The organism is Vreelandella nigrificans, from assembly GCF_002374315.1.
In the GTDB taxonomy this organism is placed as follows: domain Bacteria; phylum Pseudomonadota; class Gammaproteobacteria; order Pseudomonadales; family Halomonadaceae; genus Vreelandella; species Vreelandella nigrificans.
Genome location: NZ_NWUX01000028.1, coordinates 13,549 through 34,904 on the forward strand (window position 1 = coordinate 13,549; position 21,356 = coordinate 34,904).

At 46.9% G+C, this 21,356-nt stretch carries 12 protein-coding genes; all 12 read left to right on the forward strand.

Features of this window, described 5'->3' with window-relative positions; genetic code table 11:
- Positions 1–67: 67 nt before the first annotated feature.
- The 12 genes from CPA45_RS20180 (at position 68) to CPA45_RS20235 (ending at position 21,353) form a co-directional block, all read left to right on the forward strand.
- The gene (locus CPA45_RS20180; protein ID WP_096654709.1) at positions 68–2,710 is read left to right on the forward strand and encodes an enolase C-terminal domain-like protein; all 2,643 of its coding nucleotides are present in this window, start codon (positions 68–70) and stop codon (positions 2,708–2,710) included.
- 109 nt (positions 2,711–2,819) lie between these two features.
- Complete coding sequence (locus tag CPA45_RS20185) at positions 2,820–3,719, forward strand: ATP-grasp fold amidoligase family protein (RefSeq protein WP_096654711.1); 900 nt, start codon at positions 2,820–2,822, stop codon at positions 3,717–3,719.
- 110 nt (positions 3,720–3,829) lie between these two features.
- Complete coding sequence (locus tag CPA45_RS20190) at positions 3,830–5,818, forward strand: glycosyltransferase family A protein (protein ID WP_096654713.1); 1,989 nt, start codon at positions 3,830–3,832, stop codon at positions 5,816–5,818.
- The gene (locus CPA45_RS20195) at positions 5,815–7,359 is read left to right on the forward strand and encodes a glycosyltransferase family 4 protein (RefSeq protein ID WP_096654715.1); all 1,545 of its coding nucleotides are present in this window, start codon (positions 5,815–5,817) and stop codon (positions 7,357–7,359) included. The genes CPA45_RS20190 and CPA45_RS20195 overlap by 4 nt, the downstream gene beginning before the upstream one ends.
- Before the next feature lie 87 nt (positions 7,360–7,446).
- The gene (locus tag CPA45_RS20200) at positions 7,447–9,849 is read left to right on the forward strand and encodes a glycosyltransferase family 2 protein (protein ID WP_096654717.1); all 2,403 of its coding nucleotides are present in this window, start codon (positions 7,447–7,449) and stop codon (positions 9,847–9,849) included.
- A 2-nt stretch (positions 9,850–9,851) separates the two neighbouring features.
- Positions 9,852–12,104, forward strand: a complete 2,253-nt coding sequence (locus tag CPA45_RS20205) for a glycosyltransferase family 2 protein (protein WP_096654719.1) — start codon at positions 9,852–9,854, stop codon at positions 12,102–12,104.
- A gap of 312 nt (positions 12,105–12,416) precedes the next feature.
- Entirely contained in the window at positions 12,417–13,484 is a 1,068-nt protein-coding gene (locus tag CPA45_RS20210) for a glycosyltransferase family protein (protein WP_096654721.1), read from the forward strand.
- Positions 13,485–14,017: 533 nt separating this feature from the next.
- The gene (locus CPA45_RS20215; RefSeq protein ID WP_208858566.1) at positions 14,018–15,691 is read left to right on the forward strand and encodes an aldolase catalytic domain-containing protein; all 1,674 of its coding nucleotides are present in this window, start codon (positions 14,018–14,020) and stop codon (positions 15,689–15,691) included.
- Positions 15,692–15,764: 73 nt separating this feature from the next.
- Positions 15,765–16,487, forward strand: a complete 723-nt coding sequence (locus tag CPA45_RS20220) for a 3-deoxy-manno-octulosonate cytidylyltransferase (RefSeq protein WP_096654754.1) — start codon at positions 15,765–15,767, stop codon at positions 16,485–16,487.
- 34 nt (positions 16,488–16,521) lie between these two features.
- Positions 16,522–18,804, forward strand: a complete 2,283-nt coding sequence (locus tag CPA45_RS22885) for an HAD hydrolase-like protein (RefSeq protein ID WP_096654723.1) — start codon at positions 16,522–16,524, stop codon at positions 18,802–18,804.
- Positions 18,804–19,568 (forward strand): histone H1-like repetitive region-containing protein, encoded by a 765-nt coding sequence (locus CPA45_RS20230; RefSeq protein ID WP_096654725.1) that lies wholly within the window; start codon positions 18,804–18,806, stop codon positions 19,566–19,568. The genes CPA45_RS22885 and CPA45_RS20230 overlap by 1 nt, the downstream gene beginning before the upstream one ends.
- Before the next feature lie 45 nt (positions 19,569–19,613).
- Positions 19,614–21,353: an NUDIX hydrolase gene (locus CPA45_RS20235; protein WP_096654726.1), complete on the forward strand. Its 1,740-nt coding sequence runs from the start codon at positions 19,614–19,616 to the stop codon at positions 21,351–21,353.
- The last annotated feature ends 3 nt before the right edge of the window (positions 21,354–21,356 follow it).

Sequence of the window (21,356 nt, forward strand, 5' to 3'; positions counted from 1 at the left end):
ATGTTGGTCTAGGAATGTTTGGGCGGTTTCTGGTAGTGCTAAAAAAAGTAGGTAACTTGGGGGGTATATGTTTTCAAAACTATTTAATTATTTTCTTGGTCAAGAAGCTTCAAAAAAATCTAGTGTGTTAAAGATTTCTAAAGCAGAGTGTTACAAAGTTGTTGTGCCGTTAATAAAACCGTTTTCGACCTCTCGTGCTACAAGTACAAAGTCTACAAATTATCTTATTAGACTAGAGTGTGATGGTATTGCCGGAGTAGGTGAAGCTGCTGCTCGCGGGTCTAAGCTCACCGGGGATCATAAGAAATATATATCTGGCGTTGTTGGGAAAATGCTAGAAATAGTTAGTGAAAGTATTGTCGACTTCAGTGATAAAGAGTCTGCGTTAACGTCAGTCAAAGCTATTTATTCAGAGTTAGAGGCTTGTGCGGTAGAAAATGCTAAAAAAGTTAATAAAGATAAACCATTTCGAGGAATTCTTTCGGGCTTTGATATTGCTTTGCTGGATTTGGCTGCTAAAAAGCTAGGTATAACTGTATCGTCTTTGTTGGGAGAAAAAAGAGAACGTGCTTATGTCTCTGCTTCCACGCTTTCAGCATCCAAAGGTGCTGTGGAAATTATAGATAGATTACGTAGTCAAGCACAAAAATTTGATGCGTTTCGCTGTAAAGGCGCAGCAGACCATGCTGAAAACCTTGATAGGTTAGATAGCATGAGAGATGTTAATAGGGAGTTGTCAAAAAATACCTCGTATTGGCTGGATTTAAATGAGGCGCTTTCACCAGAAGGCGCAATCGAGTTTATACAATTAGCTGTTGACTGGATGAGCAAGGAGGATAATGAAAAGCAGTTAATGATTATTGAGCAGCCACTTCCTAAGAAGTACGTGAAAGAGCTATGCTCTCTACAGCGGCTGTGTGATGAGTTGCTGCCGCTGAAATATGGCAGAATCGCTATTATGGCAGATGAGTCATTATGGGACTTGGATGATTTTAAGTTACTGATGAGCCATGGTGGCTGTAAAGCAATTAATATAAAAATACCCAAAGTTGGTGGTTTGCTTAAAGCCTTAGAGCTTGGTGAATATGTTGAGAAAAACTCGCCGGATACCATGGTTTATATAGGCGGTATGATTGGTACCAGCGATATGATGGGTAGGGCTATTTACAACCTTTATAAAGCACTTCCTAGAATTGATTTTTGCACAACATCACCTGCTGCAAATGTTGAAAAAAACCTTGCAAAGAATCCACTTCGCTATGTTTCAGCTTCAATAAATGAAATTCTTCTGGGGGATAAGCCAGGACTAGGATCTGACCTGGATTATAAAGCTATAGAGAAATATAAAGAAGATTATTTCTCAAGAGGAGAGGGAGTTGCTTTCGATAAGCCGTTGATTTTTGATAAATCATTGAATGTTTATAAAAATAAAGAACTGCTTGGCTTTACTCCTAAGGAACTGGATAATCACTTAATTGAGCGTGAAGCACTACTCTTCGGGCTTAACTCCGTTCGCTCTACACCAACTAAGTTCTCAGTTTTCGAGGCTGGTAATATAGCAACCTTCTCCTGGACAGCAGCATTAGGCATTCCGAAAGAAACAAGGCTAGTGTGTAAAGAGAAAGCAGTTACTAAGGAATTGTTTAGGTCTGCGGGCGCTCCTGTCGCAGAGGGTAACTCATACAGTATTCACGATGATAGAGCTGAAATTGTTGCATACGCAGAGAAACTAGGCTGGCCTGTAGTTATTAAACCAGGAGTGGGGACTGGTGGTGTTGGTGTAACCGCAAATATCTCTAATTCTGAGGAATTGCTATGGGCAATTGATCAGGTTACTAACAATAAACTGGCTAGTGAAAGGAATGATGATACCTTAATACTAGAAAAGCATGTTTCTGGTAAAGAGCTACGAATTATAGTAGCTGGTGGTAAAGCGGTTGCGGCTATTGAGAGAATCCAGCCACACGTCGTTGGTGATGGGGTTAGTTCTATTAATGACCTTATAGATGCAAAAAATAAGCTAAGATCCGAGAACCCAAGGCTCTCTAACAGTAATCTGAAGAAAAGCACAGCTGCTGAGTTCCAGATTAAGCGGCAAGGGAAAACGCTTAATTCCATTCTTTGTGTGGGGGAAGTTGTTACCATAAGCCCTGTTTTTTCTATCAGTCAAGGAGCTGATACGCGGTCTGTGATTCATAAAGTACACCCTACTGTTTTGGAAGCTGCAATCAAAGCTGTAAATAGTGTTCAAGAATTATACGAGACTGGGGTGGACTTTATTCTTGAAGATTATACGAAACCTATTAATGGCCAGCAGGCATGTATTTGTGAGGTTAATACGTCGCCTTCTATATGCGCTGCTCATTTTCCTATGTATGGAAAACCGGTCAATGTAGCACGTGAGTTTTTATGCTCTGTGTTGCACAGAAAGTGGGGAGAGAATTACTCCCATATTGACACAGCGCTTGAGAATTCTAGCTATACGGGTATGTTTATCGAGGTCGAGGGTGAATTAGACCATCACCAGCACACCTACATTCTTCGTGAACTGGAAGCTGAAGGGGTTGAGTGTGAAATTCAACGCTACCGATTCGTAACTGCTTTATCTTGTAAAGGGGATTTGTCTAAAATTCTGACTCTCCCATCTTTGATTTCAATGTTAGTCAGCAGTAGTAGCGATGTTAGAAAAGTCACGTCATTTCTTTTTTAAGTAATTGTTCGCAAAATTATCTGACTGTTGCAGTTTTTTCATTTGACTGCTGTATCGCCAACCATTTGCCTGTGCTGCACGATTAGGTGGCCTTCTTAGAGTTGTTTAAATGACCACGTCACTTTTCCCTTCGTTTCATGATTTTCTTTTGCAGCCAGAGCAGTTGGCTTGGGTTCAAGCCTCTCACCCGGCCCGCAAAGGCTCGCTACCAGTGCCACCGTCCTTTCGGGTAACCATGGATGCGCTGGTTCGCCGCTATCAGCGCGAAGAGCAGCAGCCAGGGGTTACCAGCTTCTCGGAGCTGGCGGGGAATCGCGGGTGGGTAGCAGGCCAAATGCAAGCACTGGGTGTACTTACGGCACAAATTCTTAAGGATGACTTTTCCTTACAGCATTTACGTGATGTGCTGGAAGGTATAGATGCGTGTGTGATTAAACCCAAAGAAGCCCATAGCTCCCGTGGGGTACTCTCGCTCAAGCGGGTAGATGAGATAACGTTTGAGTGCTTGCAGCTACGCTGCCGTTTGCGTTTGGTGGATATTCTCGAACAGCTCTACCAGGAAATGCGCGAGCATCAGTTTCCTAACCATTGGCAGCTTGAAGAGCTGCTTTTGCCGCCTTCAGGTCTGTTACGTCCAGTCGATGATTTTAAATTCTATGCATTCCGTGGGCGCATAGGTTTAATTTTGCAGGTAGCCCGTCAGCCCGAGGGGCAGTATTATCGCTGGTATGATCGTGATTGGCATCCCGTTACAACGGGTAAATATGAAGAAGCAATAGATTCGGCGTTATTGCCACCGCGTAACCCAGATGCATTGCTAAAAATGGCAGAGCAGGTTTCAGCCGCATTGCCTACGCCTTTCTGCCGTGTGGATTTATACGAAGCCCGCCAGGGGCCGGTATTAGGTGAGTTAACGCCGGTACCGGGTACGTATCACTCCTTTGGTGAACAGGCAGATCTTTATTTAGGGGCAATGTTTGAGTTAGATACGAGTTTGGCTATCCCTTAAACCGGGGCCAAGCCAGTTAATAACCTTCGTAATGCGTGCTGTTGCCAGTCGCCGAAGACCATTTCCTTCAGCGTTTTTTGTAATTATCCAAAGTGTAGTTGAGCTTATTAGTGGCTATTATTTCTTTTTTAAAAGCGCTTTACCCGCTGGCCAATGCAAAAGAGCGCAGCGATATTCGTTTGTTAGCCCAGCACGGCGAGTTCGTGCGGGGCCACTATCAGCTGCAAATGCCTACTTGGCAGCGCTGGCTGTGGGTAAGGCCTGAACTGCACTTTCTGCGCTTGGGATGGCGGGCGGGGCTAACCCCTAGCCCTAGGTTTGATTCCCAGTGGTACACCAGCCGCTATGGTGACGTGGGGCGGGCTAAGGTTAATCCGCTGCTGCACTTTTTGCGCTACGGCATACATGAGGGGCGTTTGCCTTCTGCCAATGGGCATATCAGCGATTTTCCTCTGTTCCAGGGGCAGGCGGTTTGGTTACACCACCAGGCATGGCATGGCCATGCGGGTGTTGCTATCCCTGAATTGCAGACGTTGGCAGCTCAGGGGCAACCAGCGGCGCTGTGGTATTTAGCTAGCTGGTACTATGGGCAGTCGCGTTATGAACAGGCTCTGGCGTATTTGCAAACACTGGCTGAAGGCGATGATGGGCCATACCAGCGGGTGGTTCCCCAGGCGTTACTGAAGTGTTATGTGCGCTTGGGTAAGCAGGCTGGCCTTGACGAGCTGCGCGATCATCAGCACTTTTCTGCCAAGGGGTTTGATGAGGCGATGCTGCAATTAGCATCGGTCAACTTACCTCTGGAACAGCGCTTAGCATCGCTTAACAAATGGTTTGCCAAGCGTAAGCTGGTGCCGCTACTGCCTGTGGAGTCGAGAAGTGGCTTAGGGCGGTTAAAAACACGCCGGGTACGCACCAAGGTGCGTAGGCGTATGCCGCTGGTGTCAGTAGTGGTGCCTGCATATAACGCCGCAGCCACGATCAATATAGCGTTGAGGTCGCTACTGGCTCAGAGCTGGCCTAACATTGAAATTATAGTGGTAGATGATGCCAGTACCGATGGTACTGCCAAGCGCGTAGAAAAAAAAGCACGCTTGGAGTCTAAGCTCAGGCTGATTCGGCACGAGAAAAACAAGGGTGCTTACAGCGCTAGAAACACGGGTATAAAAGCCGCTAAGGGCGCCTTTGTTACCGTGCATGACAGCGATGATTGGTCGCATCCACAAAAAATTGAGCGCCAGGTATTGGCGCTGATTCAACATGCCAATGTGATGGCTACCCAGTCGTTTTGGGTACGGGTAGATGAGCACTTACAGCCGCTGGGGCCATGGCATTTATGTGCTGACTGGCTAGAGCCTAATCCGGCATCTGTTATGGTTCGTCGTGAGGTATTCGATACCTTGGGGCTGTGGGACGAGGTAGCGGTAGCGGCGGATAATGAATTTGTAGAGCGACTTCAGAAGCATTACGGCACTGAGGCATTGCTGAAAGTGGCCGCCGATGTGCCCTTGGCATTTTCGTTAGTACAGGCAGCCTCATTAACCCAGCGTAAAACGACCCACGTGCGCACCATCCATTGCGGTGTGCGGCACTTATATCATCAGGCCGCGTCGTGGTGGCGGGAACGTCAGGTGGTGCCGGTAATGTCTAACCAAAGCGCACGGCGGCTTTTCCCGACGCCTTTGGGTAACCATCCACAGCCCTGTATGCACTACGATATTGCTATCGTGGCGGATGTTTCTGCACGCAACCCAGAACTGCTGCAGTTATTGAATACGCTACTGCGGTTGCGCCATGAAGGGTACCGCGTTGTGGTTTGCCCCTGGAGCAGGCCAGATGACTTTAATACCCGTTGGCTGGCGGATGATATGTGGGAGCTATGCCACGAAGAAGGCATTGCCGTTGCCCATGGTGGTATCAAACTGCGCTGTGGCGAAGTGCGTGTACAAACGCTTGCTCCTTCGGTTAGCTGGCCAGATAGTGTGCCGCAGCTAATGACGCGTGAAGGGGTGCGTGACCTAACAGGTAAGCCGCTACCCGCTGCGCAAACAGAATTATTAACTGCGTATTTGGCTGGTGGTGGTCGAGTGGTGCTATGAAGGTATGGCGGGCGTTTAAAAGCCTGGGGTGGGGGCAGCACAAGAAGGGGTGGCGGCAGCATGGCTGGCGTTACCCCTTTTTGTTTTGGGCAGTCGCACGCTTGTTCAACAAGCCGTGGTATTTACTGCGCTACCCAGATGTAGCTGCTGCTAAGGGGAGTGCCTTCGCCCATTGTCTGTTATACGGCCTTGATGAGGGCCGTGAGCTATCTCCGCGTATTAGCATCAGCGGTTATGGTTACCGTTATGGTGGCAATAAATGGTGGGGGCCTGCCCAGGCGGTTATTCATTATTGGTGGTGGGGGCGTTGGCGAGGACTAAGCCCCATGCCCTGTTTTCCCGGTAGCGGTGCGCAAGCGGCATTGAATGGGCAACCTTGTTTAGCAGTATTTGCGCACACGGTTAACCCGCGGTTATATGGCGCGGAACGCAGCTTGTTAGATGCACTGCGTACTCTTGAGACGTTAGGTGTTGCCACTGTGGTGGTAGTGCCTAACGTTAGCAACCCAGGCTATGTAGCCACGTTGCAACGCGTTAGCCGTGCGGTATACGCCATACCTTATGGTTGGTGGCGAGAGGGTGAGGCTGATGACGCCACCACGCTAGCCGCTATAGAGGCGCTGCTTGAAGCCACAGGCGCTAACGCTGTGTATGTGAATACGCTAACACTACAAGCACCTTCGGTGGCGGCTAGGCAGTTAGGCTTACCCGTGTTAACGCACGTTCGTGAGCTACCCGCCCACGACCCAGGCCTTTGCCAAGCGCTAAATAGTTCGGTTGAGGGCGTGGTGGCCCATGCTGTTGCCCATTCAGACCTTTTGATTGTGAACTCTCAATGTACTGCCGAGGCGTTCCAGCACAGAGGCGTGCCGGTTGCGGTTGTACCCAATATGATAGATATGCCTGTTTGGCAAACGGTTCCTGCTTTACAGTTTGATGGGCAACGGCCGCTACGGATTGGGTTACTGGGAAGCTTGATCCCGAAAAAAGGGCTTGTAGACTTTGCCGCGCTAGCGGATGCCTTGGCACGCAAGGGCGTTGCGGTAGAGTGTTGTTTATACGGGGCAAGCACCCCGGATTTAGAAGCCTTACTTCATCAGCGACTTAAAATGGGTAAGGAAGGTTATTTAATCCATAAAGGCTATGCGGAAGACCCGCAGGATGCACTGGCGAACCTGGACATTGTGGTGAACCTCTCGCATTTTCAGGAGTCTTTTGGCCGTACTGTATTAGAGGCGATGGCTGCTGGAAGGCCTGTAGTGGCCTATGATTGGGGTGCACTGCCTGAACTTGTAACGCATGGCAAAACAGGATTTTTAGCCCCCAAGGGGGATGTGCAGCGCGTGGCTCAGTGGGTTGAAACATTGGCAAGGGAGCCTCAATTGCTCATTGCTATGGGGCATGCTGGCCGCCAGCGCGCTAATGCTCTGTTTAGTGCTAAGGCTCACCAGGTAGCGATGGCACAGGCGTTAAGCTATCTATTTCCTGTGGCCACGGTAGAAGCCGAGCCGCAAAGTGATGTTTCGGTTAGTAACAAGTAAACGATGACTAGTAGTGACTATCAGCACAAGACTGATAGACAAGACGATAGCAACGACTGGGAGTGAAGGACTATTTCAACGTCGAATATGTTGCCCCGGTTAGGTGTTGCGGCGGTAATTAAAAATGAATTGGATGCACTGCAAGAGTGGGTTGCTTTCCATTTGGCTGTAGGTGTTGAGCATTTTGTTATTGCAGATACTGGCAGCAGCGATGGTTCTTATGCTTATTTACGTGAACTTTCACGCCTTGGCCTAGTGACATTGGTGCATCCCTATGGCGGTGATGATGGGGCAAGTGAACCTTTCGCTTACCGTTCTTTATTGGCAGCTTGCCCCACGTACCTGGATATTGTCGCCTTCATTGATGCGGATGAGTTTTTACTGCCGCTGGATGAGGACCGCGATTCTCAGGATGGCGACTCTCAAGACACGCCTGATAACACGCTACCGGAAAATGGGTTACGTGCTTGGCTTGGTAAGATATTTAGCGACCCGGATGTAAGCGCTTTGGCGCTTAATTCTGCATGCTTTGGTTCTTCTGGAGAGCGCTTTCGTGGCGATGGCTTAGTGATTGAGCGCTTTACCCAACGCTCTTACAGTAAATTTCGTTATAACCGGCTTTACAAAAGTGTGGTTAGGCCTTCGCGGGTTAGTCACTTTGAGAATGAGCGCCATGCAGTGTTAACAGCGGGCCGCTACGTTAATAGCAAAGGTGCACCACTGCAATTGGCCAAGGAGCAGCCAGGCGTAAGCCGTCGGGTGTGTTGGCAGGGCGCTCGCATTAATCATTATGCGGTAAAATCAGTGGAAGAGTTTGTGCTTGGGCAGGTATTGCGTCGTGTTGATAGCCCTTGGAACGGCACTTTGACAGCCACCCACGGTGAGGCTTATTTCTCACGTTTTGACCGCAATGGGCGTGAGTGTAATGCCGCTCTGGTATGGGCGGGCCGTGTACACCAGCAGTCACTTTCGTTACCTAGTAGCAGCGCATTTGCGATCCCTTTTAATGCGCCTCGGCAGTCGCGATGGCGTAAAACACTGGCGTCTTCTTTATCATGGTGGCGGCGCGTACGTTATACACCGATGCGAGCTCAAACTGCCCCCCTGGCATCGCCCATTACTGCCTGGCAGCGAACATGGCCTCAGCCATCGCGGGTGATACTCACCCAGCGTGGCGTATTGCTTCAGGCAAGCTTGAGTGTTGAAGGATTATCGGTAGCGAAAGAGAAAAAGAAAGAGAAAAAAAGCATAAAGCTCGCCTGTACCTGGCAAGCAGGTGTGGAGTACGTGTTTCCTGCTAACCACTTTGGTGGCGATGACGTTGGTGGTAATGACTTCGGTGACAATGACTTTGCTGACCATGACAGTGGCTGTCTTGATGACACCGTTCACTTCCGTATTGAGCTGCCGATTCGTTCAGGAAATGTAAAGCTTTCTGCTGTGTTGCCTACTGAAGCCGGGGAGCAACGTATTCCGCTAGAGCGTTTAACGCTTATGCCCGATGCATCAGTACAGGAACTGCGGGCAAGCGCGCTGATTGGTAAGCAGGGCTGGCTGTTTTTGGATCAAGATACTAACGCTAGTCTTTATCAGCACCTTGGCTATATGTCGTTAGGCCAGAAGGCTATCGCTCAGTGGGTTGCCTATGCCGAGCAGTTGGTGTCGCTTTCCCATCAAGTAAATGCGAAGGTGTTGATGGTGGTTGCCCCCAGTAAAGAACGGGTGATGAGCCACTACCACCCTTACCCCATGGGGGAGGTTTCACCGGCTGATCAGGTGGTCGCGGCGTTACCTGATGATTTTTGTTTGTATCCTGAAACATTGCTGAAGCAGATGGGCGATGACGCCTACCATGTGACGGATACCCACTGGACACAGCAAGGCGCTATGCACGTTACGTGCGAAGTGGCACGCCGGTTAGGGTTGGCAACGCTAGAAGAGGCGGAGCACTGGTTCGCTGAAGATCAGTATAAAGTGGTGCGTTTACGTGGGGATCTAGGAAATAAGCTGAACCCTGTACGTATGGCCGCTACCCAGCGCTTAAGCTCGTTTGACCACCGGCAGCTGAAACGCTACGACAATGGCCTGGCCAATTTTGGGCGGGTGATAGTGTGGGAAAATAGCGATGCTGTGCTTGATCAGTGCTGTTTGGTGATGGGGGCCTCGTCAAGCTATATGATGTTTCCGTTTTTAGTGCGTATTTTCCGCCGTGTGATATTTGTACATAGCGCCGGTAATGTTGATGTGTCACTGGTTCATTCTGTCGCTGCCCAGGTAGTGTTAGTACAAACGAATGCACGTTTTATGGTAGAGGCACCGCAAGTCACGTGGTCTTTGCAAGATACCATTCTTGATAAAACAGAAGGCGTAAGCATGGAAGAACATACCGCCGCGTTTGCTGAACGCATGCCTGCTGGCCAGGCTAAATTAGCGGGATGGGGGATGGATAAATGGAATGATTGCCTTCCAGCAGGGTGGTTTAGCGCGTGACGATGACAGCTAATATGCAAGTGGTGCTAGGCACGCTGACGTTTCAGCAAGTGCTAGAGCCTAAAGATAATGTGGTATGGGATGCCTATCACCATCGCTGGGAAGCACTCGACGAGTCGATGGAGTTTACCACCCAGCGCAATGTCTATTTACCCGGCTGGTATATGATTGAGCTGATGGTAGACCGTTCGGTAACCACAGTGGCAGCCAGCTTTCGCTTTGAAGCGGGGCGAAGAACCTTCAATATTGATATGCCGTTGCGGGTTGGCAAGTTAAGTAAGCGGCTGGTGCATGTGCCTTGGGGGGTAAAGCGTATCGCCTTCAGGCCGATGAACGCGAAGGGGCATTTTTCAATACCGCATTTCCGTCTTGTGTGGGTAACGCCAGCGTTTGCACGCGACCGTTTACTGCAGCGTTTGATTAATATTCATCAGGATTATCGCGATATTACCCCAAAAGAGGCGGCTGGCATTATCCGTGAACGCGCCCGTGAGCGGGGGGAGTCGTGGCGTAGAACGGTGATTCGTGAATATGAGTCGACCTATATCAGCTTATGCTCACGTCGTAACTATCGGCTTTGGGTGCGTAAGTTTGAAGACAAACCTGATGCCGCAAAGGTCAGTGCGAACATTAAAGCGCGTCAGCTAGACCTCGTCGGTATGTACTACTTTTACATTCCTATCACGGGTTTCCATACCGCAGCTGCGCTTGATAGCACCATCGCCAGTCTTCAGGATCAACCGCTTGGCAACTGGAAAGTAGTCTTATTACCTGCACCAGACTGCACGGCGGATGTTCAGCAAGATGATGCCCAGCAGCACGATGTTCAGAAATGCGCTATTTTGCAGCACATAAAGACACTGGTTACAAAAGACCCGCGTATTACCGTATCTGATACCCAGTCTGAGCCTCTTACAACGGCACTTTCTGCCTCTACGTGGGTGTCTGTTTTATGTCCTGGTGACAGGCTTTCAACCCATGCGCTTTACTCATTGGCGCGCTGTGCGGATGCCGAGTTAATTTATAGCGATGAGGATGAGTTAGACGCAGATGGCATGCGCCACTCGCCGCTGTTTAAACCTCAATGGAACCCGGATTTACTGCTTTCTCAGCCGTATGTTGGCGGTGCGATATGGGTGCGCGGGGATAAATTGCCGCAGCTAATGCCTGCTGGTGGCTTGCCTTGTGCCAGCTCTGTGGGCAACTGGCAGGCTAAGCTGGCGCTAAATGCATTGGCCACTGGCATTGAGAAAATTGAGCATATTGGCCGCATCCTTTTTCATCGGGTATCTCCGTTTACCCTCTCACCGGCTGACGATTACCCTTCGCTGGTGCGTTTGAGCCTGAATGAGCAAAACCTATCTGCTCACGTTGAAAAGGGGCGTGTGGCCAATTCTGCCCGGGTTATGTGGCCAGTGCCTACACCTCAACCATTGGTGAGTTTGTTGGTACCTACCCGCGATGGTGTCGAAATACTTAAGCCATGTGTGGACGCTATCTTAGAGAGAACCGACTACCGGCACTTTGAATTATTGATTTTAGACAACCAGTCCAGCTGCTCTAGAACACTAGCCTATATGGCCGAAGTGGAGCAGCGGGACTCCAGAGTAAAAGTACTGCGTTGGAACCACGATTTTAATTACTCGGCAATTAACAACTTTGGTGCCAAGCACTCTAAAGGCGACATCATCGGCCTGATTAATAACGATGTTGAGCCTATCGATGGCGAATGGTTAACAGAAATGGTCAGCCAGGCATCCCGGCCGGAAGTGGGCTGTGTGGGTGCAAAGCTCTATTACCCCAATGGGACCATTCAACATGGTGGCGTTGTATTAGGGGTAGGCGGTGTGGCAGGGCATGCACACCGCTTTTTCCAGCATAACGAGGAAGGTTATGCAGGGCGTTTACAGCTTGTGCAAAACCTAACGGCCGTGACGGCAGCCTGTCTGCTACTTCGCCGTGAGGTATTTGAAAAAGTGGGGGGCCTTAACGAACCAGACCTCGCCGTTGCTTACAACGATGTAGATCTTTGCTTAAAGGTGCATGAGCTGGGGCTACGTAATCTCTGGACTCCCTACGCCGAACTCTACCACCATGAGTCTATTTCACGCGGGGCCGATGATACGCCCAAAAAACGTGCCCGTGCTTTGAAAGAAGCACGTTATATGCGCAAGCAGTGGGGGCCATTGCTAGATAAAGACCCTGCCTATAACCCTAACCTAACCTTAGCGCACGAGGACTTCTCGCTGAGGTGATAAGGAAGAAGGTAATACAGGAAGGAGGCGATATAAGAAGAGGGGACAGTGCTATCACCAAGTTATTGGCGCGATTACAAAAATGATGTCAGTACAAAAGCCTGAACCCAACCAATAAGTGCAGTACCTGTGGCTTTAGCATTCCTGAGTAGTATCCCGGCAACACCTGGGCCTGTTTCGTTATCCCACGCTCTGCTTCTTTATGTTTGGCAAGGCAAGGGGTAGCGCAATTGGCCCTTGTGCCTTTGCTGTATAGCCCGCAGTGCTGCAGTTATTTTACAAGCCAGGAAGTGAAGGAGCATTCCATTGAGCATGATTGAGCGGAAGATACCGCGAAAACGCCAGCACCGATGGGTAATGTTGCGGGACCGTGCCTATCCAACAGAAGATATCTATTTTTTAGTGTCAGCAGCACCAGAGTTAAAGAAGCTAGGTATTGAGGTTGATGAGGTTCAAACGCGTAGCCACTGGTTTCCATGGCGGTACACCAGGGCTTTGCCAGCCATGTTTGAAGAAGCGAATGTACTGGTTTGCCGTTCGTTACCTACCGTATGGCTGAAATGGTTAGCTCGTAATAAACATAAGCTGGGCCACATTGTTTATTTGATTGACGATAACGTAAAGGCAGCGGTGCACGACAAGACACTGCCTGATTCTTATCGTCGACGTATGAAGGATGTGGTTCATTATCAACCAGCTATATTGGCACTAACCGATGAAGTGGTGGCTTCCAGCCAGCAGCTGGCTGATACGCTAAAGACCCAGCACTCGAAGGTGTCAGTGTTGACGCCGCCTTTGCTAGCGTCTTTACCTGGCTTTGCGCATTTTGACGCACCGCCCTCTAGCAAAACGCCCTGGATGGTTGGCTTTTATGGCACACGAGCCCATGTGGCGGATTTAGAGCATATCGCGCCGGCGATGGTTGATCTTCATCACCAGCGTAAAGATGTCGCCTTTGAAATTATGCTGGGGCAGTACACACCCAAGGCTCTAAGCTCGCTGGCGCGCTGTTATACGCCTGCACCGCTGCCCTGGGATGCCTTCCGTGAATACCAGGGGCAGCAACGCATCCATATTGGTTTGGCACCGTTGTGGCCAACAGAGTTTAACGCCGGAAAGTCGTACATTAAGTTTCTGGATATTGCAGCCATGGGCGGGGTGGGTATTTATAGCAACCGTTACCCATACAATGAGGTCGTTGAGCACGGCGTTGATGGCATGCTCGCGAACGATGACCCCAACGACTGGCTGCAGTGCATGAAAATCTTGTTGAATAACCCTGCCCAAACCCTCGCTATGGCAAAAAACGCAGCAAAAAAAGCTGCCTCTATTGGTCATCACCAGCACGCATTCGATTTTTGGAGAGCGAGAACTAGCTAAGACTAAGATCAGCGCTCAGGTTAGGCTACTTAATGGATTGAAAATTCAATGGCTTGGATAAAAACCGGTTCCACAAGAGCCGGTTTTTTTTGGCTTTAGTTTGGGGGATACAAGGAAAGTGTAAGGGAGGTCTACAGATCTTCCCCAAAACTAGCCTCAGAATCACATGGATGACTGTTTTCTTCACTCATATCGTTGATTTTCCGTGGTGGAACACATTGAGATGCACTATATTCTTGAGATCTCGATTATTACTGGGTAGGATCATAATGCTAAAGCTTTAAAAAGAAGGGCATGCACGGGTTATTGAACTGAAAAGGCTGGCACAGATCAGCAAGCAAGACCTAATAAAAATTATACAGTACTAATAGTGCTCGTATGGTACTTATACAGTACCTATGTAGTGTTTATACGGTACACGCCAAAAAAGCTCACCTCGTAACAAAAGCTAACACTATCAGGTGCTTAGCTTGTCATGTATTAGTTTACTAAATATCTGCTTGGCAGAGTAAACATGATAAGGGGTGTGAGAAATGATGAACCAAAATGAATGCCAGGATCTGGTGGTTCTAGATTGTACTTTCCGTGATGGCGGTTACTACAATAACTGGGACTACTCCACAGAGTTGGCAAACCGCTATCTACAAGTAATGTCAGCTTCTGGTATAGACTATGTAGAACTTGGCTTTCGAGCACTGGAATCCAGCGCTTTCGAAGGTCCTTACGCCTACACCCCTGATTCCTGGATTAAGCGCCTCGACGTTCCCCGCGATTTGAAGATCGGTGTAATGTGTAATGCGAAAGATCTTCTAAAGTACGGAAATCCAAAGGAAACTGTTTCCCAGCTATTTTGTAAAGCTGAAGACTCCCCCGTCACATTGGTTCGTGTTGCTGCTCACTTCAATGAAGTGGATAACTGCGGCGAAATCATGGAAGAGCTGCATAAGCTAGGCTATGTCACTGGCTTTAACTTAATGCAATCCAGTGGTCGCAGCCGCGATGAATTAATCAAAAAGGCTGAAATTGCAGCCACTTGGCCAATTGACTCCCTCTATTTTGCCGACTCCCTTGGAAACATGTTGCCCGACGATATCAGCTTTATCGTGAGTGCACTGCGTGAAGCCTGGAAAGGTCCTATGGGCTTCCATGCACACGACAATATGGGCATGGGGCTGGTTAATGCGCTGGCCGCTATTAAAGAAGGTGTAACGTGGATTGATGGTACGGTAACTGGCATGGGGCGTGGTGCTGGTAACGTACGTATGGAGTACCTGTTGCTGGAGCTGTCTAAACAAGGCATGCGAGAAACAGAACTCGATGCATTAATGAGCTTGGTCATTGAAGAGTTTGAGCCAGTACAACGGGAGTGTGGTTGGGGCCCAAGTATTTATTACCACCTTTCCGCGACCTATGGTGTTCACCCAACCTATGTTCAGGAAATGCTATCCGATGAGCGCTACAAGCCTGTCGCTATTGTCAAAGCGCTGAAGCGTTTGGGGGCAGCGGGTGCCAGCGGGTTCTCGCGGGATCGCTTAAAAGATGTAACTGAAAGCGAGCCACTAGTGAGTGTTGGTACGTGGGATGCCACTGGTTGGCTTGAAGGTCGTGATGTGCTGTTGGTAGGGCCAGGCGAAGAGGTGAAAAACCACCTGGAAGCGCTTGAATACTTTATTGAAAAGAAAAAACCTTACGTTATTTGTATCAATATCAACCCTTGGATTCCCAGCCACTTAATCGACTCATGGGCCGCATGTAACCCTGACCGCCTGATGCTAGATAAAGACTTTTATGCGAAAAATCAGGGGCTGCTATTAGCACCAAATGCTTTGCTCCAGTATGTAGATAAAGACACCTGGAACCACTGGACAATTCAAGACTACGGCGTCAGCGTCGAAAGTGGTGAATTGAAGGTGATGGCTGAAAACGCAACCATTCCCCACGCGCTTTCAGCAATTTATGCCATCGCGGCAGTAAATGCTGGTGGTGCCTCTAATCTTTATCTTGCTGGCTTTGATGGCTACACAAGTGAAGATCCTCGCCATAAACAGATGGAAAACGCACTAGGCCTGTATAACGAGCAACCTGGTGTCCTGCCGTTAACCTCAATTACTCCTACTAGCCTCTCTATCGCTACCGTTTCTCCCTTCTCTGAAGCTGTGTATCAGGGTGTGGAGAAAGAGATCTTTGCCCAAAGAATGTCCGCTTAATAGCAGGCGATGTATTACGTGCGCATGCAGATACTGCATGCGCAATTTATTTAATTTGGAGCAAATGATCGATATGAAGACCCTTATTCTAATACCTGCACGCTATGCATCCACACGCTACCCAGGTAAGCCATTGGTAGACATTGCAGGTAAAAGCCTACTAAAGCGGGTTTGGGAGCGCTGCGTTCCTGTGTTGGGGAAAGAAAAAGTCTATATAGCAACAGATGACCAGCGGATTATTGACCACTGTGAAGAGCATGGAATGCAGTGGGTAATGACCCCAGATACCTGCCTGACGGGTACTGATCGCTTAGCGGCAGCAGCAGAAAAACTAGAGGCAGACCTCTATATTAATGTGCAGGGTGATGAGCCGATGATTCACCCTGACGATATTAAGAAAGTGATCGACCTAGCAGAAAAAACGCCTGGTGAAGTACTCAATGCCTACTGTGCCATTGAAACTGAGCAGGATTACAGTAGTAGAACCGTACCAAAGGTGGTCTTCCGGCCGGATGGTCGTCTTCTGTATATGAGCCGCGCTCCTATTCCTGGTACGAAAACCGCTGATTTTGTGCGTGCTAATAAGCAAGTTTGTATTTATGCATTTCCACCGCAGGCACTACGCGACTACGCTTCTAAAGAGCAAAAAACTCCTTTAGAGGAATTGGAGGATATAGAAATTCTGCGTTTTTTAGAGCTTGGGTATGAAGTGAGGATGGTGCCAGTTTCTGGTAGCTCCATTGCAGTAGATACTCCAGAAGATGTAGAGCGTGTGCTTAAGGCGCTAGAAGCTTAAACATTGATCGAAATAAGCCCCAGCGGATGGCGAGATGACCCAATACAAGCTAAATACACCGACTAAATCATTTAATACTTATGTATTTGATTGCGATGGCGTTTTATTAGACTCCAACCGCGTCAAAACGGAAGCCTTTTATCACGCAGCGCTTCCTTATGGAGAGCCTGCTGCACAGGCTTTCACTGAATATCATAAAGCCAATGGTGGTATTTCTAGGCAGAAAAAGTTCGAATACTTCTTTCTGAATATCCTTAACCTCTCTGAATTGCCAGAAGATAAGTACCAAAAAGCGCTGAATGATTATGGTAAGTTGACAGCCGAAGGGCTTGTTCGCTGTGAGGTATTACCCGGTGTACTTGAGTTTTTAACAAGCCTTCCAGCCCAAGCTAAAAAATTTGTTGTCTCCGGTGGGGCACAGGATGAGGTTCGTTGGGTACTTGAAGCTAAAGGGTTAGCAAAGTTTTTTGACGGCATCTACGGTAACCCTGTTGATAAATTAACGTTAGTCAAAAATCTGGATTTAAAAGACAGCGATTACCCCGGTATCTTCTTTGGTGATGCCCGCTATGATCATGAAGTAGCCAAGGCTAATGGTCTTGACTTCATGTTCCTCTCCGCAGTCAGTGATTTTGATGGCTGGGAAGAGTATGTTGAAAGCCACAGTCTTCCGGCATTTGAAAGTTTTATATCCCTAAGTATCGCTGCTCAAATAGCTGAGCAAAAAGCTTTGATTGAGAAGGAGCAAACTGGGGCTGAATTAATCTCAGAGGTGGTTGATAGAGAGAATGCTTACTTTTTTGGCTTTCCTTTTTCGCCTTTAAAAAAGTCTAGGTTTGCAGGAGGCCTTACTATAGGACCTGGTGTATTGAAACACATTGCTAGTCATTTCTCTGTGTTTCCGACTATTTTTTCTCGTTCTGCAATGTACTATTTTAAGGAAGGTCTTGGCCGACAAGTTGATCAGGAAATATGCTTTAAGGATTCATCTCCAAAGTATTTATCAGAGTGCTCATCTTCTAACCTGGAAAAATTAACTTCTAATTTAAGCCTTTCCTCCATCATGGAAATGGAAGAAAGGCATCGTTATTCACAGCTAGAATCTATTTCGATTCCTTTTTTTCAAATTTCCGATAATATAAGGAAAAAAACTTTAAATAAAATAACTTACTGGGATAGCCAGATAGAAAAAGATAAGATACTTTTTTATGTTAATTCTAATGTGCCTCACTTAGGTGATGATCTAATATGTTATGAGCTATGTCGGTTTAAAAAGATACCGACTGCTTTCCCCTATAGAATGCCAATAGTGCCAGGAGTAATGGCAAGGCTCTATATTCCTGAATCATTATACAATCATAGTGAGGTTTATAATCGAGAAGGAGAGCTGGTTAGTTATTCTAGATCTAATGAGTATAACTCACCCCTTGCTTCTGACTTGCAATTGATATTTGATAAAGTTGTGATGGGAGATGAAACGCTTGGTGGTTTATCTCGTTCTGTATTAAGTCAGAAAGGAATAAAACCGCCTATTCAATATGTGCCAGCTAAAGCTGCTGTTGATAATTTTAGTTCTTTTCTTAAGTTTTTCTATCAAAAGAAGCTTTCTAGAGCACGCCTTGGGTGGATTGCAAAAAAAGCAGAATTAAGTAATAAGAAAAAGCTTTCATCATTAGCTGTTAAGGGTGTTCCTGAAGTTCCATTTATATATTATGCTCTTCACATGCAGCCTGAGGCTAGTTCTAACCCATTGGGAGGCATGTTTTCTGATCAGGTTAGAGCTATTAGTTTTCTATCCTCAAAGCTTCCCAAGGATTGGGTGCTAGTTGTGAAGGAACATCCTTATCAAAAGCTTGAAGTTCGAGCAATGGACTTTTATGAGCAAATTTCAAACATCCCGAATGTCGTTTTGATTAGCATGGATGCTCCTTCTGATAAATTACAATTGAATGCTAAAGCGATTGCTACTCTCACAGGCACTGCAGCGTTAGAGTCTTGGTTGAAGTTGAAACCAGCCCTGGTGCTGGGGAATATTATTTATCAAGATGCACCAGGTATATATAAAATTCGTACTGAAAAAGATTTGATAGAAGCTTATGGGAAAATATCGGGTGGGTATGTTCATACTGAAAACGATGTTTATCATTATTTACAATTTATAGGTGAATCTACGTTCTTTGGCCACTTGGATGCTTATATTGACCCCTGTCTTCCAGCCTATGAGTTTGATTTAGAAGAAAATGAATGCGAAATAGGCTATAGAATATCTAAGGCCCTAGAGTCGCAGCTCAAATATGCGAGCAGGGAGGGGGTGTAATGAATATTGCTAATGCAGATAAATTTGATGTTGATCTGGATAGGGTTAAAGCTGTTTTTATTTGCAATACTCCATTGCATGTTTATAACGCTTTGCAAGCAGCTAACAACTGGGGATTGGATACTCGTCAATGTATTTTGGTCCTGAAGCTAATAAGCAATAACCTTACGTTAGACCGTTCTTTAGAGAGTTTTGTTGAGTGGAAAGATGTTGTTTGGATCGATCCATTCCCGCTGCCACCTAGGATTAAGAAAAAAGGGAATCGTAAGAGAATTATTCAGTATCGATTCTTTAAAGAGTGGCAGGAAAAGTTAAATCAGGCAAAAGGGTGTCGCTATGTTTTTCTATGCCACAATCGGCAGCAGGAAAATAAAGTCATCGCTAGTTTTGTTGAAGCTAAAGAGCTGGTTTGGCTTGAGGACGGAACCTTATCATATTTTCTATGGCAAGAAGAGCGTGTTATTCCACCTCAGGTGCGTGAAAGTCGGAAGAAAAAAAACCTGTCTTCTAAAAATCCGGTAGCCAAGAAGCCGGTAGCCAAAAAGCCGGTAGCCAAGAAGCCGGTAGCCAAAAAGCCGGTAGCCAAAAAGCCGGTAGCCAAAAAGCCGGTAGCCAAGAAGCCGGTAGCCAAAAAGCCGGTAGCCAAGAAGCCGGTAGCCAAGAAACCGGTGGCCAAAAAGCCTGTAGCCAAAAAGCCAGTAGCAGCTAAAAAGTCCGTAGCAAAGAAGCCGGTAGCTAAAAGGCCAGCAGTAAGGCGAAAATAAATTAAATATTTTTTTAATTTGGTTTTAATTGAATTGGGTGTGCTAATGAAAACTAATGTAGGTAAGCTTTACCGTAAGGCATACCACTATCTGTGGCATGAAAAAACTTTGAAGAACAAAGTGAAATTGCCTACGCGCCAGACAATTTATTCTGTCTATGACTTATTCCCCGTAAATGGAATTCGGGTTGTTGAGAATGATCAGTCTTTATTACGCAGTAGCTTAGATTCAAAAGAAGTGAACTGTTCTCTTGTTCATTTTTTGGGTGCTCCGTTTGTTGAGAGAGATTCAATGAATGAAACTCTTTATTTTTCAATGTTGGAAGCTATTCGAAAGAGCTATTCTAATGATATACGCTTCGTGTACCTACTTCATCCTAGAGAATCGAATGGGTTTGGGGCAAAGATAAAAAAAAGATTAGGCTTCGAGGTTTATCGGTATGCTTTGCCTTACGAGCTAGAACTAATACGGATGCAAGAAACTCCCAGTGTAATAGCAAGCTGGTTTTGCACAGCATTTGATAATTTATCGAAAGCAAATTCTGCTAAAGTAAAACTTCTAAGCTACCGATTACCATCATTTAAAACACTAAACTTAAAGCCTGCACAAAAACCAATTTTTGACGCAGCGGAAGATTTTTATCGCCGCCACAGCACGTCTGATAGCAAAGTTGAGGTATGTGAAATACCCTCATTGCCTCAACCGGTTACCCCTGTTGTTATTGAAGATCCACAAAAAGAGCTTGCAAGGCTAGTAAAGGTAGGTGGGCCGCTCTTACGTGTGGTGCGATTACATCCTATTGAACATGCAGGTGCAACCACGCCCTTTGTAATGCTGAACCCAAAAGAAACGATTGCAATGGGGTTGAGGCGCCTACTTGGTGAGTACTATGGTATCTCCCCAAATTTGAGTAAGTTACCAGATGGCGTACTATCCTTTATGGATATTACCGATGATGTATTACAAGTACGTCAAAATCTTGCGGGTAAGACACTAAAGCGAACAGCATTAACATTTAATATCGCAGTTGATGGTGAGAAATTAATTAATTTCCTGGTGGCAGAAAATACGTTTGTCTATGCAAGTGAGACAACTAAACCTGCACTTAGCGCTACCTCTACATATGGACAAACGCTAGTACAAATACCGGAAGCAGAAGTAGCAGCAACAGCAACTGATGAGGAGCCAAAGCCAACGCTCGCGGAGCTATGTGCGGCTATACCAGAGTGTGAGCAGGTGTTCATGCCGAGATCGAAGCTGTCTGGAAATGCCTTTAAGTACCTGGATACCCACACTATTAATTATAATAAACCACAGCCTTTTGTTTTTTCAATCAAGATTAGCTTGGTAATTGAGGATGGTGAAGGTAGGGTGCTGATGGCTGAAAGACGCTCTTTCCCATCGCGTAACCAGTTTGATTTACCGTCAATGCGTGTTGCCCCAGGCCTTACTTTAGATAGTGCTTTTGGTAAGCTAACGAAGGATTTGCTTGGTTCTGAGGTGTTGCGTCTTCAAGCTCAACCTATAGTAGGCTTTGAGCAATTGATTTCTTATCCTGAACCACATCGAAAAGACGAATATATTCTAAATTTCGTCTATAAAATTGATGTCCCTAACAAGTACTTTGTGTCTATGAAGACAACGACTGAGCTTACTAAGCATCTGTGGTGGGAGACTGCTACGATTAAAAATATGCCAGTGTCTATTATTAGCACTAACGCACTAATGGCTCTTGATTTTTATGCTGACCATAACTCAGCTAATCGTCGTTCCGTAGAGTTATAATTG

Bases quoted from the DNA above. Each gene is read 5' to 3' on its own strand.
- CPA45_RS20180 (WP_096654709.1), top strand. From the start codon at position 68: ATGTTTTCAAAACTATTTAATTATTTTCTTGGTCAAGAAGCTTCAAAA.
- CPA45_RS20185 (WP_096654711.1), top strand. From the start codon at position 2,820: ATGACCACGTCACTTTTCCCTTCGTTTCATGATTTTCTTTTGCAGCCA.
- CPA45_RS20195 (WP_096654715.1), top strand. From the start codon at position 5,815: ATGAAGGTATGGCGGGCGTTTAAAAGCCTGGGGTGGGGGCAGCACAAG.
- CPA45_RS20200 (WP_096654717.1), top strand. From the start codon at position 7,447: ATGTTGCCCCGGTTAGGTGTTGCGGCGGTAATTAAAAATGAATTGGAT.
- CPA45_RS20205 (WP_096654719.1), top strand. From the start codon at position 9,852: ATGACAGCTAATATGCAAGTGGTGCTAGGCACGCTGACGTTTCAGCAA.
- CPA45_RS20210 (WP_096654721.1), top strand. From the start codon at position 12,417: ATGATTGAGCGGAAGATACCGCGAAAACGCCAGCACCGATGGGTAATG.
- CPA45_RS20215 (WP_208858566.1), top strand. From the start codon at position 14,018: ATGATGAACCAAAATGAATGCCAGGATCTGGTGGTTCTAGATTGTACT.
- CPA45_RS20220 (WP_096654754.1), top strand. From the start codon at position 15,765: ATGAAGACCCTTATTCTAATACCTGCACGCTATGCATCCACACGCTAC.
- CPA45_RS22885 (WP_096654723.1), top strand. From the start codon at position 16,522: ATGACCCAATACAAGCTAAATACACCGACTAAATCATTTAATACTTAT.
- CPA45_RS20230 (WP_096654725.1), top strand. From the start codon at position 18,804: ATGAATATTGCTAATGCAGATAAATTTGATGTTGATCTGGATAGGGTT.
- CPA45_RS20235 (WP_096654726.1), top strand. From the start codon at position 19,614: ATGAAAACTAATGTAGGTAAGCTTTACCGTAAGGCATACCACTATCTG.